Genomic DNA, 17,186 nt, shown 5'->3' on the forward strand with positions numbered 1-17,186 from the left:
ATGATCGATCGCCTGTGGAAACCGTGGTTCGTGCGTCGCCCGGAGCGGTTCGCCCGCCGGATCTGGACCGCGGTCGCCCCGCCGGCCCCCGGGGTGCGGCCGCTGCGGACCGCCTGGGGGGCGACGATCGCCGCGGACCCGACGAAGGACATCGGCCGGAGCGTCCTGACGACCGGGGTGTACGACCTCACGCTGTCCGAAGTCGTGGCCCGGCTGACGCCGCCCGGCGGCCGGGCGATCGACGCCGGGGCGAACGTGGGCTACGTGTCAGTGCTGGCGGCCCTGTGCGCCGGCCCCGGGGGACGGGTCGACGCCTACGAGCCGCACCCGGACCTCGCCCCTGTCGCGGAGCGAAACCTCCGCGGGGCCGCGGACGCGGGGCCGCTCGCCCGGGTCGCGGTGCATCCGGTCGCATTGGGGGAGCGGCCGGGCCGGGCGGACCTAATCCTGCCGGCGGGGTTCGGCGCCAACGACGGTCTCGCCCGGCTCGCGGAGGGGGCGTCCGGGGGTTCCGAGCAGACCGGGGAGCGGCGGGTCTCCGTGGACGTCCGCCGGCTGGACGACGAGTTGAATGCGGAGGGCGCCGGCGGGGCGGTCGACCTGTTGAAGATCGACGTGGAGGGGCACGAGGCCCCGCTGTTGCGGGGGGCGGCGGAGGCGCTGGCGGCGGGGCGCATCCGGCACGTGCTGTTCGAGGACCACGCGGTCCACGACGCCGCCGGCAGCGAGGTCACGCGGCTGTTGGAGGAGGCCGGGTTCACCCTGTTTTCGTTGGGCCGCACGTTTCACGGGCTGCACGTGGAACCGCTGGCGGCGGGACGGCTGGCGAGTTCCTCCGAACCCCCCAACTACCTGGCGACCCGCGATCCCGAAGCGGCGCTCGCGGCGCTGCGGCCCCCCGGCTGGCGCGTGCTGGAGCGCCGGTTCCCGGCCCGCCCGGCAGCCCGCGGGCGGGCAGAGGGACGCCGGTGACGGCCGCCGATCTCGCTGGACTCGGCACCCCGCTGCGTCCCGGCGACCCGCCGCCGCCCGCCCCGGGGCGCCCCTGGCCGCTGCCGGCGGACGCCGAACCGGCCGCCGCCCCGCGGCGCCCGCCGGCGGTGGACAGCCTCACCGCGGTGCGGGGGTTGGCGGCGGTGTGGGTCGTACTGTTCCACTTCAAAGCCGATCTCCACGCTCTGTTGCCCCTCGACTGGGCGGCCCCGCTGATCGCCCGCGGGCACCTCGCGGTCCCGCTGTTCTTCGTACTCAGCGGGTACGTGCTAGCGCTGAACTACGCCGCCGCGTTCGGGCGGGGGCTGACGGCGTCCGGGACGAAGGAGTTCCTGCTGCGTCGGTTGATCCGCATCTATCCGCTGCACCTCGCCACGCTGCTGGGCACCGCCGTGATGGCGGCGGTCGGCACGCGCCTGGGCGGCACGCCGGACCCGGAAAAGTACGGCCTCGTCGACTTCCTGCTGAACCTCGCCCTGGTGCACGCCTGGGTTCCGTTCTACGAGCAGGCCTGGAACTATCCGTCCTGGTCGATCAGCGCCGAGTGGTTCGCCTACCTGCTGTTTCCCCCGCTGGCCGCGGGGCTGTGGCGGGTCTCGGCGGGGAGTCGGGGGCGGGCGGCGGTCGGCCTCGTCGCGGGGCTGGCGCTGGCGGCGACGTTGGCGATCGCCCTGTTCTGGGGCGCGTTCGGGCTGCCGTACGCGATGCCAGCGTCCGTCGTCGGTCCGTTCACCGTGGGGGCGGCCGCGTGGGTGTTTCAGGCCCGGGCGACGAACCCGTGGCGACCGCCGGGGTGGACGCTGTGGGCGGCGGTTCTGCTGCTGGTCGTCGGCGCCTCCCTGCCGGGCTACCGCCGGGCCGCGGCGGCGACGCTCATCGCGTCCGTCGGCGTGGTCGTCTTGTTGGGAGCGGCCGGGGACCGCAGCCCGCGGGCGTTCCGGTGGGGGCCGCTGGCGGCGCTGGGGGAGGCGTCCTACGCCCTGTACCTCACCCACGCGATGGCCCAGAAGGTCCTCTACACCCTGTTGCCGGCGGGGCGCTTCGACGAGTCCGCCCTGGCGGTGCGGCTGGGGGTCATCGCGGCGTACGTCGCCGTGATCGCCGCCGCGGCGTGGCTGGCGCAGGCGACGATCGAACGCCGGGTCGTGCCGTGGCTGCGGCGGCGTGCGACCGTGCGACGGCCGGGGTAGCTTCGGGAGAGCGAGGATTGGCGTAGCCAAACCTCAGGCGACCGCCTGCGACCGGCGAACCCCGATGACGAGTGGCCCCAACTGGTTCTCGATCTGCGGAGCGGCAACCTGACGACCGTCGTCGGCAGCGAACCGCCCCGGCCCTACCTCAACGCCGCGGGGCGACTGGTGCGGTCGACGGGCTCGGCGAAACCGCCGTGCGGCGGGATGAGGTCGGCCATGTCGGCGGGGATCCAGTCTTGGGATCCGTGGCGCGGGAGGGTCGTGGACGGCCGCCGTCGCTTCAAGGCGACCGCGGAGATAGGCTTGGCGGGTGAACTGGTTATTCCCCCTCACGAACGGCCTCGGCGGGCTCCTCCTGTGCGCGGTCGCGGCGTGGCTGGCGGCGAACGGCTTGCGGCAGATCCGGTGGGGGGCCCGCGGCTCCCGATGGGCGGTCGCGGCCGGGGTGTGCGTGGCGACGTCCGCGGCGATTTCGTTGGCGTTCCAGGTTCCGGGCGTGTGGGAACGGGTCGCCCAAAGCGCGTTCTTGCGTGAGGACGGGACTTATTCCCCGTGGATGAACGTCACGTTCGCCGTGCTCCCCGCCGCCGCGGCGTGGGCGGCGCTGGCGGCGTCGTGGCGGGCGTTCGGGGTCAGGGCGGGGGAGCGGCGATGAACGACGACGGAAATCTCGCTGCCGTTCTGTCCGCTGCCGCGGTCGGGCTGCCGTGGGCGATCCTGCTAGCGGTGGCCGCGGCCGAGCGGCGCCCCGGACGGGGCTGGGTTGCCGCGGGGGCGGCATGCCTGCTGCTGTTATCCGGCGCGCAGGCCGCGCACTTCGCCCAGGAGTGGTCCGGCGTCCGGGGATACCTAAACCGGCAGTTCGGATGGGCGGTCGTGCTGGCGTTCCTCCCGCTGCAGGTCACGGGGTGGGGGCTACTGACCGTCGGCCTGCGGGCCGTGTGGCGGGCGGCGGAGCCGGGAACCGACCGCGTCGGTCCGTAGCGGCTCGCTCAGGCCGTCATGCCGCTCAGCACGCGTTCCGCCTCGTCGGCGTGGCCGGCGTCGATCAGGACGTCGTAGGTCTCCGCCCGCATGGCGCCGACGCTGGTGAAGTCCCGCTTGCCGCCGGTCATGGCGTAGCCGATCAGGGAGAAGATCGCGCCGAAGACCGAGCCGATCGCCGTGGCCCACAGGATCAGCTCCCAGTTGAAGCCTTCCCGGACCAGCACGCCGTCCACTTCCTCCACCGCCGGAAAGAACAGGGCCAGCAGCAGACCGATGAACAGCCCCGTCATCGCCCCGCTGGCCAACCCGTTCAGAAAGGCCCGGCCCCAGTTCAATCGGCCGGTGACCTGCTCCACGAACTTCAGCCCGCGGCCGACGATCGTGACGTGTTCGACGGGGAACTTCTCGTCGGACAGATAGTCCACCGCCTTCTGGGCGGCGGCGTAGTCCGCGTAACTGCCCACGACCCGCTGCGGGTTGGCGGGGGCCGGGGCGGTGGCGAGGTTCGACCGGGCGGGGACGCCTGTGCTCATCGGGGCGGGGACGGTTCTGAAGGAAGGAACGACGGCCCCGCAGCCTAGGAACGCACGCCGCCCGCGGCCTCGGGGGAACTTCCCGTCGGGGCCGCGGGCGGATTCGGTGGCTCTTCAATCGCACGGGGGGCTGACGCCCCCGCGCTCGCCTCGGCGCCTAGGCGCTGAAGCTGGACCCGCAGCCGCAGGTGTTGCGGGCGTTGGGGTTCTCGAAGGTGAAGCCGCGCTTCTCGACGCCGGCGTAGAAGTCGATCACGGTGCCGTCCAGGTGCGGGCCGCACTTGTAGGGGACGGCGACGACCTGGCCGTGCTGGGCGAAGACCTCGTCCTTGGACTCGTCGACGCTGTCGTCGAAGCCGAGGGCGTAGGAGAACCCGCTGCACCCGCCGCCGGACACGCCGACCCGCAGCACGCTGCCTTCGGGCAGGGCCTGCTCGGCGATGACGCGGCGGACTTCGGCGACGGCGGCTTCGGTGACGGTCACGCAGCCTTCGGTCGGCAGATCGGCGACGTCCGGAACGCCGGCGGGCGTCGTCTGGGGAACGGCGGCTTCGCCGGTGACGGGGGGAGCTTCGGCGGTGGCGGGCATCGGGGTCCGGGTCAGCGAGGGCTGAAGTGGGATCAGGGTCGGTTAGTCTAGGGCCCGGCCCGGCCGACGGAAAGGCGCCTCCCGTCCCGGCCGGCCGTCGGGCGTTCGCCGCCCGCCCGTTCGTCGTCGCGTCCGCTTGTCGAAAGCTCCCCCGTGCTGTTCCCCGAGACCGTCTCCAAGCTGTCGGACCTCACGCCGGGGGCGACCGCCGACGTGTTCGCCCTGCTCTCCTCCAAAAAACAGGACGTCACGAAAACCGGCAAGCCGTTCTATAAATGCACCTTCCGGGACGCCGCCCGGGAGGCCTCGGTAATGGTCTGGAGCGACTCCGGCCACTTCGCCGACTGCGAGGCGAACTGGAAGAAGGGAACGTTCTACAAGCTCCGCGGCACCTATGAGGAAGGCAATTACGGTCCTCAACTGAGCCTCGACAAGATCCGCCCCGTCCTGCCGGCGGACGCGGACGCCGGCTTTGACGAGGCGGACTTCTTCGAGACCAGCCGCTTCGACGCGGACAAGATGTTTCGGGCCCTGACGACCCTGTGCGAGGAGAAGATCGAGAGCGCCCCGCTGCGGGCGGTCGTGTTCAAGATCCTGAACGACCGGGCCGAGGCGTTCAAAAAATGGCCGGCGGCCAGCCGCAATCATCACGCCTTTGCTGGCGGATTGTTGGAGCACACCCTCAGCGTGGTGCGGACGACCGTCTGGCTGTGCGAAAAATACGCCGGCCTGTACCCGAACCTCGCCCCGCCGCTGTGTACGGACGCCGCGATCGCCGGGGCCACGCTGCACGACGTGGGCAAGCTGGAAGAGCTCGACGGTTCCCCCGCCGGGGCGGACTACACGCCGACCGGCCGGTTGCTGGGGCACATTCTCATCGGCCGGGACTGGCTGCGGGAGGCCGCCGCCTGGCAGGCCGACCAGCCCGCCGGGCCGGTGGACGCGGAGTTATTACTAAGGACGGAACATATCGTGGTGTCGCATCACGGGATTCGGGAGTTCGGCAGCCCCGCCGAGCCGCACACCCCCGAAGCCCTGATCGTGCAGCACGCGGACGACCTGGACGCGAAATTCTCGATGCTCGCCGACAGTCTGACGCAGGCGACCGGCGAGGGATCGTTCACGCCGTTCAGCAAGACGTTCGGCAAACCGATCTTCCGCGGGCTGTCGGGCACGGCCTAAGTCGGGTCGGTGCGCTCGCTCTCCTCAACGCCGTCCTCCCTCGCGACCGCCCCGCCCGTGCACGCCTCGTCCCCCGTTTCCCTCTGGCACGGGGTCGCCCTCTGGCACGGGGCCGGCAACACGTTCGCCCTACACGACGGCCTCGGCGGGGAGCCGGCGCCGAACCCGGCGGCGGTGTGTACAGAAACCGGCGTCGACGGGTTCGTCGCGCTGACGCCGCCGCGGACGCCCGGGGCGGCGGCGAGCCTCGCCTTCTTCAACCCCGACGGCGCCCCCGCCGACGCCTGCGGCAACGGACTCCGCTGTGCCGCGGCCTGCCTCGATCCGCACGGAACCCGCGGCACGATCACCTTCGACACCCCCGCCGGCCTTCGCACCGCGACGGCGCTCGCCGGCCGGGGGGGCGTCGTCCAGGTACGGGTTTCCATGGGCAAACCACGGTTCCGCCCCCCGCCGGACGACCCGCTGGCCTTCGCGGAGTTCCTGCCGAACCAGGCATCCACCGGCGACTCCGGCCGCCCCGGGCTGGGGACGTTCGGTCCGCCGATTCGGGTGGACCTCGGCAATCCGCACGCCGTCTTCCTGGTGGACGAAGCGCCGGGGGACGCCCTCGTCGGCGCGCTCGGCCCGGCGCTGCAATCGCACCCGCTGTTTGCGGCCGGCGGCGGGGTGAACGTCGGGTTCGCCTTCGTCCACCGGCCGGACGCGATCACGCTGCGGGTGTTTGAACGCGGCGTGGGGGAGACGGCCTCCTGCGGGAGCGGCGCCTGCGCGGCGGTCGCGGCGGCGATCGCGGTGCGGCGCTGCGTGCGGCAGGTGATCGTCGCCGCCCCGGGCGGAGAGCTGACGGTTGACTGGCCGGCGGGCGGCGAGATGTTCCTCACCGGCCCCGCCGCCCCGCTGCCGCTCGGGTAAGCCCGCTGCCGCCCGGGCGAAACGCAGGGCGGTTCCCCGGTGACGCTCGGGGGGCCGGTTTGAGAACTTCGTGAACGGCGCCGGTCGCGGTGGGTCCGGCGGGGTTCGCCGCCTACGCTGCCGTCCCGACAGGAACCCGCAGAGTCGAACAGGAGCCCCCGCCGTGGCCGACGCCCCCCGCCGCCCGAAGTCCGACGAGCCGGACGCGAAACCGAAGCACGCCGGCCCCGCCGCGGACGCCAAACTGTCCGGCAAGCCGAAGTCTCCCCCCCGCCGCCGCGGCCGGGCGGACGACGCCGAAAGCGAACCGCTGCCGCTGGAGCCGGACGAGACCGTCCCGGACCACATCTTCGCCGAGCAGAGCGAACTGGTCGACTCGATCAAGCGGACCGCGGACAAGCTGCTCGCCGACGGGGCCACGCGGGGCGACCTGAAGATTCTGGAGCGGACCCTGAAGGAGCTGCGATACGCCTTCAAGATGTTCACCCCCTACCGCAAACAGCGGAAGGTGTCGGTGTTCGGCAGCGCCCGCACCGCGGAGGTCGCCCCGGAGTACGCCCACGCCGAGAAGTTCGGCCGCCGCATGGCCGAGGAAGGCTGGATGGTCCTCACCGGGGCCGGCGGGGGCATCATGGAGGCCGCCCACGTCGGCGCCGGCCGCGAAATGAGCATGGGCGTCAACATTTTATTGCCGTTCGAGCAGCACGCGAACCGCATTATCGACGGCGACCCCAAGCTGGCGAACCTGAAGTACTTCTTCACGCGGAAGCTCCTGTTCGTCAAGGAGGTGCACGGCATCGTCACCTTCCCCGGCGGGTTCGGCACCCAGGACGAGGCATTCGAGACCCTCACGCTGGTGCAGACCGGCAAGCGGGACCTCATGCCGCTGGTCTGGGTCGACGAACCGGACGGTAATTACTGGGGCCACTGGCAGCAGTTCGTGAACGACGAACTGCTGGAAAAGGGCCTGATCTCCCCGGAGGACACGTCGCTCTACAAGATCACGACGGACGTCGAGGAAGCCGTAGAGGAGGTTCTGAACTTCTACAGCGTCTATAACTCTATGCGGTACGTCCGCGGGAAGCTCGTACTCCGGCTGCACGCCGCCCCGGACGATCAGATGCTGGAACGGATCAACGACGAATTCAACGACATCTGCGCCAGCGGAAAAATTACCTGCTGCGGCGCCCACCAGCAGGAGGCGGACGACGATCACCTCGAGGATCTCCCGCGGCTGCGGCTGGACTTCAACCGCCGCTCCGCCGGCCGCCTGCGGCAACTCGTCAACCTGCTGAACCGCGAACTCGCCGACGCCCCGAACCGCGTCGAGGCGTCGAAACGGTGAACGTCAGCGTCCCGGACGCTTGAAGCGTCCGGGACGCTGGGCGATCACTTCTTCGCGTTCAAAATCGGCTTCAACCCGGCTTTCAGCTGTTCTGCCCAGATCGCGTAGCCGGCGTCGTTTTGGTGGAGCATGTCGCTCCGGAACAGCTCGGCGTTCGGCGTGCCGTCCTCGTTTAAATAGGCCTCCGTGGCGTCCAGGTAGTACACCTTGTCGTCCTCGGCGGCGATCTGTTTCATCGCCTCGTTGAAGGCGTTGATCCGCGGCCAGGCCTTCCAGCGGGAGGGGGTCGGGGTGACGGAGATCAACACCACCGGCACGTCGGCGTCCATTTCGTGCGCCGTGGCGACAATGTGCCGGACATATTTCGCGGCGCCCTCGGGGGTTTGATCGGTGGGTTTGGCCTTGGCGGCCCCGGTAATGTCGTTCGCCACGAACAGGGCGATCGCGGCCACGTGCGCCCCCGGCTCGCCCGGCGTGAGGTGCGGGGCGAACAGGCGCTCGGCGAAGTAGGCGAAGTCGCTGTACCGCGCCCCGCCGTAGCCCCGGGCGACGACCGGGATCGGCGCCATGTCCTCCTCCACGTCGCCCTCCATCCACAGCCGCACCGAGGACGACCCCGCCAAGAGCACCGCCCCCTCCGGCGGGCCGCCGGCCGCGTAGAGTTCGCGGTCCCGCTCGCCGAGCTTTTTGACCGAGGATTCGAACTTGGCGATGTTCGATTGCCAGCGGTCGAACGAGACCTCCGGGGCCTCCGCCGGGGCGTCGGCGGGCAGGAACGAACAGAGCAGCAGGGCGAGCGGGGCGACGGTCATGCGAGGCTCCATGGCGGGGGCGGAAATGGATACGTCCCCGCAGCCTACGCAATCAGCCGACCGCTCTCCCCTCGCCGCGGTTTCGGACCGCGGGCGTGCGTTGACGGGATCCCAGCCCGTCGCCGCCCCGCCGGCTACACATCGTCCCCGTGCGGGCCGAAGTACGCCCACGCCCCGTCGAAGTCTTCGACGCTCCACGCCTCCCGCGCGGAGGGGACGCCGGGGGGCAGGGCGGCGCGCTCCTCGGCGACGACGCCCGCCAACGTCCGGCCCAGGCGCGCCCCGAAGGCGTCGGGATCGGTCTCCGCCGTCGTCACGCCGTCGAGGCCCGTCACGGCGACCTCACCGTCCTCGCACAACCGTTCCCAGCAGCCAGTCCAGTGCGGGCGGTCCAGGGTGACGCCCTCGTCGAGGTACAGCGTCCACTTGCCGTCGGGCTGTGCGGCCGGTCGGGTGTCGAATACGACCGCGACCCACCCGCCCTGGCCGGCATCGGCGCCGACGGTGGTCAGCGTGACCGGGCCGCCCTCGCCGGGGCCGAAGTTGTCGTCGGGCCGGAACTCCGAGAGCCGCGTCTTCAGGAACGTCCGGAACGCCTCCGCCTCCCCACGGAGGTCGATCGCGGGTTTGAAGTCCCCGTCGGGCTCCGGTTCGTCGCCGTCTTCCCGCTCCGCGTCCGGGGCGTCGTGGCGCTCGGGCGGATCGGTCGCCCACTGCCCCGGGACGAGCCGGACGGTCGGCGCGAGGCCGCCCAGCAGCGGGTGGTCCGAGACGTCCCCGCCCTGACAACTCCAGCGGATCATCAGCCCCAGCGAGTCGCCCTGATAAACATGGAACAGGTCCCGGCCGCCGCGGGCGAAACAGTCATGCGTCCAGCCGTCCGGCAGGTCGAGGGGTTGCAGCACGTCTTCCGCGAACGGCCCCACGCCCGGTACGCGGACCTTCAGTTTCGCCCTCTCGCGGTACCGCCCCACGGTCTCCTCGAACTCCTCCCGCCCGGCGGGCAGCCGAAACATGAAGAATGCGACCAGGGCGGCCCCCCGCCACGGCGACCCCGGCGGGTAAGAAGCGGACAGCCGCAGCGTGGCCTCCGCCTCCTCGGCGGACCAAAACCCATCCTCGACCTCGACCGCATCGGCCCCTTCGAACCGCAGGCAGCCGAAGTTGAACGTCGGGGCGAGCCGGCGCCCCTGCAAGGACATCTGGGCGGCGGGCACGGCGGGGCTCCGGGCGGGGGACGACGCCCCAATGGAACGCGGCCGCCGCGGCGCGGCAAACGTCGCGGCGATCGGTCAGCCGTGCCGACGGATCACGCGGCGGCTCAGCGCCCGTGCTTAACAGCTTTGCGGAGGGTGCGGGAAGACGCCATGGCGAATCGGACCCGCCGGCTGCCAAGCCGGTTCGCCCCTGTTTGACGCCGACCGCCGGGCAGCGGACGCTCGGGCGCTCCCCGGTTTCGCTCGGCCCCCGTGATGCTCCGTCCTCGTCGTCTCGCCCCGCTGCTGCTCGCGGGCGCCGTTCTGAATATCCCCGCGGCGCTCGCCGGGCCGCAGGACGCACCGCCCGCCGACCCGTCGCCCGCCGACTCGTCGCCCGCGGCCGGGCCGCCGTTCGAAAAGTTCGTCCTGCCGATCGGGGGGACGCCGTGGAAGGACTGGACGATCGTGAATTACGTGGACGTGGACCCGAAGTTCCGCGGCGTCCGCGACGCCCGCGGCGGGGCCTATACCTACGACTTTCATGAGGGGATCGACTACACCCTCGCCCACTTCGCCGCGATGGACCGCGGGGTCCCGGTGTTCGCCGCGGCCGACGGCACGGTCGTCGACGCCGAGGACGGCCACCCGGACCGCAACGCCGGGGACACGACCGATCCCAAGAACCGGGCGAAGACCCCGCCGAACCTCGTGCGGATCGACCACCCCGGCGGCGTGCGGACGGCCTATCTGCACCTTCGTAAGGGGTCAATTACAGTCAAACCCGGCGACCGGGTGACCGCCGGGCAGAAGATTGCGGAGGTGGGCAGTTCCGGGAATTCCTCCGACCCGCACCTGCATTTCGAGGTCTATCAGGCCGAAGGGGCGAATCCTCAGCAGATCGCCCGCCGGGGCGGCGTGCTCGTGGCCACGCTGGAAGATCCGGAGCACTGGTGGCGGGACCCGCTGCCCTACGCCGCCGAGATGACCGGGGCGCTGGACCACGGCGTCACCCACGCGGAGTTGACGGAGGAATCGGTCCGCGACCGGCCCGCCGACGCCGTCTCCTTCGCCTCTCGCGGCCCCGCCGGCGGCCCCGATCGCACGGTGCGGGTTTGGGCGCGGCTGTACGGGCTGAAAAAGGGGGACAAGCTCACCTTCGACGTGCTCGACCCGAACGGCCGGCCGGCGGCGACAAAGACTTTCACGACGGACGAAATCCGCTACGGCTGGTGGTCCTACGAACTGGAACTGCCGGTCCGCGTCGACCCCGGCCGCTGGACCGTGCGGGCGACCCGCAACGGCAAGCCGCTGTTCACCGACGCCTTCCTGGTGAACTCGCGGAGCGAATAACGCCCGCACGATCCGACGTCAATTCATCCCCAACTGCCCGCGCCAGCGTTCGACCTGGGCGGCGACCTGCTCGCGGCCGCCGCCGCCGTAGCTTTTCAGCACCGCCGCGGCGTTCTTCGCTCCCAACACCGAGCGCAATTCCTCGCTGCCGCCGGAGACGAGGCGCCCGTCGGCCGAAGCGAATTCCTCGTCGCTCAGGTCGGCCAGCCGGCGGCCGGTTTTCTCGCACAGGGCGACCAGTTTGCCGATCACGCCGTGAGCGGTCCGCATCGGCACGCCGGCCCGGATGGCGTGCTCCATTAGGGCGGTGGCGTCGAGGAAGCCGTCTTCCAGACGGCTCTCGATCTTCGCCACGTTCAATGTCGCCCCGGCCACGATCGACGGCATCAAATCCAGGCAAGCCACGACCGTGTCGTGGGCGTCGAACAGGGCCAGTTTGTCCTCCTGCAGGTCACGGTTATAGGCCGTCGGCAGGCCTTTCAAGAGGACGAGGGCCTGCACCAGCGCCCCGACGACCCGGGCGCTCTTCCCGCGGATCAATTCCGGCACGTCCGGGTTCCGCTTCTGCGGCATGATGCTGGAGCCGGTCGTATAGGCGTCCGGCAGGCTGAGGAAGCCGAACTCCGTGCTGAACCAGACGATCCACTCCTCCGCCCACTGCGAGAGGTGCGTCGCGGTGACGGTCAGGGCGAACAGATATTCGAGCAGGAAGTCCCGGTCGCTGGAGATATCGAGGCTGTTGGCGGCCGGGCGGTCGAAGCCTAATAACTCCGCGGTGCGGTCGCGGTCGATCGGCAGCGTGGTCCCGGCCAGCGCCGCGGCGCCCAGCGGACTTTCGTTCAACCGGGCCCGGCAATCGCGGACGCGGCCGCGGTCCCGGTCCAGCTTTTCGACCCAGCAGAGCCAACTGTGGGCGGCGGAAACCGGCATCGCCCGTTGCAGGTGCGTGTAGCCGGGGATCACGACGTCTAAATCCTGCCCGCAGCGGCCGACGAAGGCCCGCTGCACGTCGGCCAATAATTCGTCCAGCCGATCGCAGGCCTCCCGCACGAACAGCTTGAGGTCCGTGGAGACCTGATCGTTCCGGCTGCGGGCCGTATGCAGCTTGCGGCCGGCGTCGCCGATCTTCTCGGTGAGGGCCGACTCGATGTGCATGTGTACGTCCTCCAGTTCCGTACGGAACGGGAACGTGCCGGCTTCAATTTCGCCCAGCACCTCGTCCAGGCCGGCGTGGATCGCGTCGCGTTCCTCGGCGGTCAGCAGGCCGTTTTCGGCCAGCATCGTGGCGTGGGCCTTGGAGCCGGCGACGTCGTGCGGGGCGAGGCGGGCGTCGAAGGAGATGCTCTCGGTGAAGCTCTCCACCCGCGGATCGGTCCCGCCGGCGAACCGGCCGCCCCACGCCTTGCCGGAGTGGCCCTCGGAGCCGTTCGCGGGGGCGGGGGAGGGGGCGGCGGAATCGGGCACGGCGGCGGTCACGAAGGTGCGGGAGCGAACGAACGAACGGGGGCGATGCGGGCCGAATCCGGCGGGCGGCGGGGGATTCCCGGGCCGGTCGCGCGGGTCGGGGCGGTCGGGCGGGAGTGTGCGGCCGCGGACGGCCGCCGACAACCGCGGCGCCCCCCCGGCCCCTGCCGAACGGGGGCGCCGGTTGCGTAGCCTAGACCGGTTCCGCCGCTCGTTCCCCCGCCGCCCGCTCCGCCGTCATGACGCTCCGCCCGTTCCAAGTCGTCGGTCTGGGTCTGCTGGGAACCGGTGCGATGCTGGCGTTCAGCCCCGCGACCGCCGCCGGCGCCGACCTGAACCAGTCGGCCGACGCCCCCGGCGTGATCGTCCCCCGCATCCCGCGCCGGGTCGCGGTGCAGGACGAACCGACGCCGGACAAACCCGTGCCGGACGCCGCCCTGGAGGCCCCGCCAGACGACGGCTTCTCTGAGAACGGCTTCGGGGAGGAATCCTCCGTCCGCCGGTCGTCGCCCGACGGGACGCGGATCCTCCCGCGGGTCACGCGGGACGAGTACCGGGCGGCGTATCACGCCGTGCCGTTCAGCCTCGCGGAGCACCGGGCGAACCCCGGCTACCGGCACGCCGCCGCGATGAAGTTCCTCACCGGCGAGTACCCCCCGGTCCCGCCGGCGACGATCGCTCCCCCGGCCACGGCCGGCCCGGCGTTCGGAGTTCCCGGACTCGGCGCCCCCGGGTTCGGTCCGCCGCCGTTCGTGTTCGACCGGGTGCAGGGCGTGGTCCCGACGTTCGTGGACCGCTACCAACCGCCGCGGGTCTACCTGCCCGGGCGGTGAGCCCTCTTCCAAGCGTCAGGCGAACGATCGCAGCGCCGACGTTCGCTTGCGGTTTCGCGGGGCCGCAGAACTCTCGGGCCCCGCGAAACCGCAAGCGAACGTACAAGCCCGGGGTTACTCGGCGGCGGGCGTCCCCGCGGCGGCCTTGGCGTTGTGCTCCTGAATGATCGACGCCCCGCCGGCCTCCTCGCCCCAGATCTTGTTGAGCCCCTCGACGCGGCCGCAGGAGGCGGCGTAGGCGTTATAGCGGGCCGGGTTCGTCTTATAGAAGTCCTGGTGATAAGCCTCGGCCTCGTAGAACGGGCCGGCCTCGGCCAGTTCCGTGGCGACCTTGCGGTCGAAGCGTTGTTGAACCTGCTTGAGCGACGCCTCCGCGGCGGCCTTCTGCTCCGGCGTGTAATAAACCCCGGTGCGGTACTGGTTGCCGCGGTCCACGAACTGCCGGTTCTGCTGGAACGGGTCGACGTTCCGCCAGAAGACGTTCAGCAGCGTTTCGTAGCTGACCTTCTGCGGGTCGTAGACGACCTTGATCGCTTCCGTGTGGCCGGTGCGGCCGGTGGTGACCTGATAATAGGTCGGGTCTTCCAGCCGCCCGGCGGTGTAGCCGCTGGTCGTGGAGATCACGCCGTCGAGCTTGTCGAAGGGCGATTCCATGCACCAGAAGCACCCGCCAGCGAAGATCGCGGAGGCGCGGCCGTCCTGCTCCCCGGTTCCCTCCGCGGCGTCGGCGGTCGGCAGGGGGGGCTGAACGGCTGATGCGGCGGGCGCCCAGGCCAGTGCCGCGGCGGCGAGCGCCGCGGCGGAAAGAATCGGCAGGCGGCGGGCGGAACAGGCGAGAGCGGTCATGGAAACCTTCGTTCGGGGGCAAGCGGCGGCATTCTACCCGCCCGCCGGGCGGCCGTCGGCGGGTAAGCTGTCGCTCCTTCCCGAGCCCCGCCTCCCGATCGGTTCCTGAATGCCTGCCGCGTCCCAATTGTTCCTCTCCCGACTGTTCGTCGCGTCGTCCGCGCTGGCCGTTGCGATCGTCGCGGCCCCGCAACCGGCGGGGGCGGACGAACGCCTGGCCGGCAAGGCCTGCCGCTCCGTGCACCTGCGGCTCCCGGCGCCGAAGGCGGAGGCGTTCTATCAGGAGATGACCGTCCGGGAGTCCGCCCCCGGGACCTACTTCATGGCCTGCGGATGGAACCGCGGGTACTTCGGGATTCAGGAACTGGCGAACGGCGAAAAGCTGGCCCTGTTCAGCGTCTGGGAGCCGCCCGCCGGCCAGAATCCGGACCTCGTGCCGGAGGACCGCCGGGTCGAACTGCGGTCCAAGGGAGAGGAATCGGAGGTGAAGCGCTTCGGCGGCGAGGGCACCGGCGGACAGTGCTTTTTGAAGACCGACGCCGCCGATTGGGAGATCGGCGACGTCTGCCGGTTCCTCCTCGTCGCCTCCGTCGATCAGGACGAGACCGGCGCCCCGATCGCCGGCCGCACGGCCTATACGGGGTATTTCTCCCGCCGTGCCCAGGGTGAAGAGTCGCCCGGCCCGTGGCAGAAGATGGCGACGTTCTCCACCCTGACCCCCACCCAAGCCGGCGAATTCGAGCCGCTGCGGAGCCTGTACACCTTCGTCGAAGACTTCCGCCGCAACGGCGTGAGCCTCACCCAGCGCCGGACGGCGGAGTTCGGCGCCGGCTGGGTGTGGACCGTGCCGGACGCCACGGCCAAAGCCGGCGCCGGTCTGCCCCGATGGGAGCCGCTGAACGAGGCCCAGTTCACCGCGGACGGCAACCCGGCCCAGAACGTGAACGCCACGACGCTGCCGGGCGAAACCCCGACGCAGGTGGGTCGATTCACCCTGTCCACCGGCGGCGACACGCCGGAGAACGCCGACCGACTCGGCGAATCGCTGACCCGCCCGACCTCCCTGGCCCGCATCGCCCCCCGCCCGCCGAGCGACCTGCCGTTCGACCCGTCGGCCGACTGACCCTCGCGTGAGCCCGGAGCGCAAGCTCCGGCCGTGCGTCGTTCGGGGCGACGGCTGTGCCGACGGCCGATGCTTGCGCATCGGGCTGGTTTTGAACGCGAGACTTCGCGGAAAAACGCTCTAATTCGCTGCGGCGGCCGGGGCGCCGGTGAGGGTGAAGGGGGCTTCCTCGTCGTTCGCCGCCGGCGCCGGTTCGGACAGCCAGCCCAGGGAGGTGAAGAACGCGTCCGTCAGCCGCAGGGTGGTCCGATAGGGCCGGCCGCCGTCGCGGCCCTGGTTGAAGAATCCGTGCCCGGCGCCCGGGAACAGGGCCAGCTCCGCCCGCACGCCGTCGCGGCGGAGGGCTTCGCAGAACAGCTCCACGGAGCGGGCGGGGACGGTCGTGTCCTTCTCCCCATGAAACAGGATCGTCGGCGGGTCGCCGGCGTCGACGTGATGAATCGGCGAGAGCCGTTCGTCCCCGCCCTCCGGCAGCAGGCCGGCCATCCAGCGGTCGAACGTCGCCGTCGTCCCGTCGGGAGCGGTGTAGGGGGCGCAGATCACGCCGGGGTTGAACAGGGCGAGGGCGTTCGCGGTTTGAAAGCCCTCGGGGTCGCCGGGGAAGGACTCGATCACGCCGCAGCAGGCCCCGAGGTGCCCGCCGGCGCTGCCCCCGCCGGCGGCGACGCGGGTCGGATCAACGCCGTACTGCTCCGCCCGGGAACGCAGGGCGTGTAGGGCGGCCCGGGCGTCCTGGACGCATTCGACCGGGCCGGCGCCGTGAGTCTTGTTCACCCGGTATTCCGCGACCGCCGCGACCATCCCCCGGTCCGCCAGATGCCGGGCGTGCGGGGCGAACTGCCCGGGGCTCCCGCCCCGCCAACCGCCGCCGAAATAAAACACGATTGCCGGCCGGGCCACGACTTTCGCCGGGCGTTCGGTCGTCCCCTCCGGCAGGAAGACGTGCAACGTTAAATCGACCGTGCCGCCGGCTTTGGCGTCCTCGGCCGTTTTGTAGACGAACGCGGCGTCGGCCCCGTGCTGCGGGGCGACGTCCGCGGAACCGGGCGCCGCGAGGGCGGCCAACAGCAGGGCGAGCGACGGCATCGGCGGAGCCTTTTTGAAACACGGGCGGGCCGGTGCGTTATGACCCCGCCCCGGCGCCGTCGCAAACGTGTTCGGGTTCTTCTGATACCAACCCGAAGCGTCAGCGAGGGCTTCCGATCGGCCCTCGCTAACGCATCGGATTGGTGAAGCGAAGGCGTTCGACGTCTTCTATCCCACATCCGGCAGCGTCGTTCTCAGCCCCTGCAATCCCCGCCGGAGCAAGCCGGCGACGCTGGGGCCGGTGCGGTTCATCGCGGCGGCGATCTCCGCGGGGCTTTCGCCGTCGAGGTAGTGCCGCGTGACGGCCTCCCGCTGGTCCTCCGGCAGCGATTCCAGCGCCGCGGCCAGTCGCACGGCCCGCTCGTGCCGGGCGGCGCCGTGGCTGGGGGAGCTGACGTCCGCCTCCAACAGCCCGCCCAGCCGCAGGGAATCGGCGGCGAGCTTCTCCTCCGTGCTGCGGTCCCGCCGCACGTCCCGCTTCTCGCGGGTGTGATCGCGGGCGGCGTGGGTGATGACCCGGGCGAGGATCTGCCGCAACCAGGCGCAGCGTTCGGCGTCCGTTTCGCCGCGGAATAGATCCCGGGCCTCGTGGGCCTGAAGCAGGCTTTGCTGCACGACGTCCGAGGCGTCCAGCCGCGTCTTCAACTTCCCGTGCAGCCCCGTCCGGGCGAGGTGCCGCAGGTAGCCGCGGAAGCGTTCGAAGTCGTCGTCCATAAGGCGGAGGGGGGAGGGCGGA

The 17,186-nt window shown here is 71.3% G+C and carries 18 protein-coding genes; 10 read left to right on the plus strand and 8 right to left on the minus strand.

From position 1 onward, the window contains the following. The 4 genes from CA12_RS07815 to CA12_RS07830 all read left to right on the plus strand — a co-directional run bounded on the left by CA12_RS07815 (position 1) and on the right by CA12_RS07830 (position 3,170). Positions 1 to 972, plus strand: a complete 972-nt coding sequence (locus tag CA12_RS07815) for an FkbM family methyltransferase (RefSeq protein WP_145358360.1) — start codon at positions 1 to 3, stop codon at positions 970 to 972. Further along, entirely contained in the window at positions 969 to 2,183 is a 1,215-nt protein-coding gene (locus CA12_RS07820) for an acyltransferase family protein (RefSeq protein ID WP_145358362.1), read from the plus strand. The genes CA12_RS07815 and CA12_RS07820 overlap by 4 nt, the downstream gene beginning before the upstream one ends. A gap of 313 nt (positions 2,184 to 2,496) precedes the next feature. Next, complete coding sequence (locus CA12_RS07825) at positions 2,497 to 2,841, plus strand: hypothetical protein (RefSeq protein ID WP_145358364.1); 345 nt, start codon at positions 2,497 to 2,499, stop codon at positions 2,839 to 2,841. Beyond that, the gene (locus CA12_RS07830) at positions 2,838 to 3,170 is read left to right on the plus strand and encodes a hypothetical protein (RefSeq protein WP_145358365.1); all 333 of its coding nucleotides are present in this window, start codon (positions 2,838 to 2,840) and stop codon (positions 3,168 to 3,170) included. Before CA12_RS07825 ends, CA12_RS07830 begins: the two co-directional genes overlap by 4 nt. An 8-nt stretch (positions 3,171 to 3,178) precedes the next feature. On the opposite strand, the gene CA12_RS07835 is transcribed toward CA12_RS07830, so the two are convergent. Continuing rightward, positions 3,179 to 3,706 (minus strand): general stress protein, encoded by a 528-nt coding sequence (locus tag CA12_RS07835; protein WP_145358367.1) that lies wholly within the window; start codon positions 3,704 to 3,706, stop codon positions 3,179 to 3,181. A gap of 157 nt (positions 3,707 to 3,863) precedes the next feature. Beyond that, complete coding sequence (locus CA12_RS07840; protein WP_145358369.1) at positions 3,864 to 4,295, minus strand: HesB/IscA family protein; 432 nt, start codon at positions 4,293 to 4,295, stop codon at positions 3,864 to 3,866. Positions 4,296 to 4,448: 153 nt separating this feature from the next. On the opposite strand from CA12_RS07840, the gene CA12_RS07845 reads away from it, so the two are divergent. The 3 genes from CA12_RS07845 (at position 4,449) to CA12_RS07855 (ending at position 7,737) form a co-directional block, all read left to right on the plus strand. Further along, positions 4,449 to 5,477: a 3'-5' exoribonuclease YhaM family protein gene (locus CA12_RS07845; protein WP_145358371.1), complete on the plus strand. Its 1,029-nt coding sequence runs from the start codon at positions 4,449 to 4,451 to the stop codon at positions 5,475 to 5,477. A gap of 57 nt (positions 5,478 to 5,534) precedes the next feature. Further along, the gene (gene dapF, locus CA12_RS07850) at positions 5,535 to 6,392 is read left to right on the plus strand and encodes a diaminopimelate epimerase (protein ID WP_165700623.1); all 858 of its coding nucleotides are present in this window, start codon (positions 5,535 to 5,537) and stop codon (positions 6,390 to 6,392) included. A 163-nt stretch (positions 6,393 to 6,555) separates the two neighbouring features. Then, the gene (locus CA12_RS07855) at positions 6,556 to 7,737 is read left to right on the plus strand and encodes an LOG family protein (protein ID WP_242688157.1); all 1,182 of its coding nucleotides are present in this window, start codon (positions 6,556 to 6,558) and stop codon (positions 7,735 to 7,737) included. Positions 7,738 to 7,781: 44 nt separating this feature from the next. Here the strand turns inward: CA12_RS07855 and CA12_RS07860 are convergent, their stop codons facing one another. Next, positions 7,782 to 8,549, minus strand: a complete 768-nt coding sequence (locus tag CA12_RS07860; protein ID WP_165700624.1) for a GDSL-type esterase/lipase family protein — start codon at positions 8,547 to 8,549, stop codon at positions 7,782 to 7,784. Between the two features lie 134 nt (positions 8,550 to 8,683). After that, entirely contained in the window at positions 8,684 to 9,766 is a 1,083-nt protein-coding gene (locus tag CA12_RS07865) for a hypothetical protein (protein ID WP_145358377.1), read from the minus strand. A 255-nt stretch (positions 9,767 to 10,021) separates the two neighbouring features. Here CA12_RS07865 and CA12_RS07870 point away from each other — a divergent pair, with 255 nt between their 5' ends. Then, a complete protein-coding gene (locus CA12_RS07870) occupies positions 10,022 to 11,098 on the plus strand; it encodes a M23 family metallopeptidase (protein ID WP_145358379.1) in 1,077 nt (358 codons plus the stop codon). 18 nt (positions 11,099 to 11,116) lie between these two features. Here CA12_RS07870 and argH read toward each other — a convergent pair whose 3' ends face one another. Continuing rightward, positions 11,117 to 12,562 (minus strand): argininosuccinate lyase, encoded by a 1,446-nt coding sequence (gene argH / locus CA12_RS07875; protein WP_145358381.1) that lies wholly within the window; start codon positions 12,560 to 12,562, stop codon positions 11,117 to 11,119. A 239-nt stretch (positions 12,563 to 12,801) separates the two neighbouring features. Between argH and CA12_RS07880 the strand changes: the two genes are divergently transcribed. Then, complete coding sequence (locus CA12_RS07880; RefSeq protein ID WP_145358383.1) at positions 12,802 to 13,395, plus strand: hypothetical protein; 594 nt, start codon at positions 12,802 to 12,804, stop codon at positions 13,393 to 13,395. A gap of 114 nt (positions 13,396 to 13,509) precedes the next feature. Here CA12_RS07880 and msrA read toward each other — a convergent pair whose 3' ends face one another. After that, positions 13,510 to 14,241 carry a peptide-methionine (S)-S-oxide reductase MsrA gene (msrA, locus tag CA12_RS07885; RefSeq protein WP_145358385.1) on the minus strand — a complete coding sequence of 244 codons (732 nt, stop codon included), beginning with the start codon at positions 14,239 to 14,241 and terminating at the stop codon, positions 13,510 to 13,512. A gap of 109 nt (positions 14,242 to 14,350) precedes the next feature. Here msrA and CA12_RS07890 point away from each other — a divergent pair, with 109 nt between their 5' ends. Then, positions 14,351 to 15,364 carry a DUF3472 domain-containing protein gene (locus CA12_RS07890; RefSeq protein ID WP_145358387.1) on the plus strand — a complete coding sequence of 338 codons (1,014 nt, stop codon included), beginning with the start codon at positions 14,351 to 14,353 and terminating at the stop codon, positions 15,362 to 15,364. Positions 15,365 to 15,484: 120 nt separating this feature from the next. Here CA12_RS07890 and CA12_RS07895 read toward each other — a convergent pair whose 3' ends face one another. After that, positions 15,485 to 16,450, minus strand: coding sequence for an alpha/beta hydrolase family protein (locus tag CA12_RS07895; protein ID WP_145358388.1), 966 nt, complete (start codon positions 16,448 to 16,450; stop codon positions 15,485 to 15,487). A gap of 168 nt (positions 16,451 to 16,618) precedes the next feature. Next, positions 16,619 to 17,164 carry a sigma-70 family RNA polymerase sigma factor gene (locus CA12_RS07900; RefSeq protein WP_145358390.1) on the minus strand — a complete coding sequence of 182 codons (546 nt, stop codon included), beginning with the start codon at positions 17,162 to 17,164 and terminating at the stop codon, positions 16,619 to 16,621. Positions 17,165 to 17,186: the final 22 nt, after the last annotated feature.

The organism is Alienimonas californiensis (genome assembly GCF_007743815.1).
In the GTDB taxonomy this organism is placed as follows: domain Bacteria; phylum Planctomycetota; class Planctomycetia; order Planctomycetales; family Planctomycetaceae; genus Alienimonas; species Alienimonas californiensis.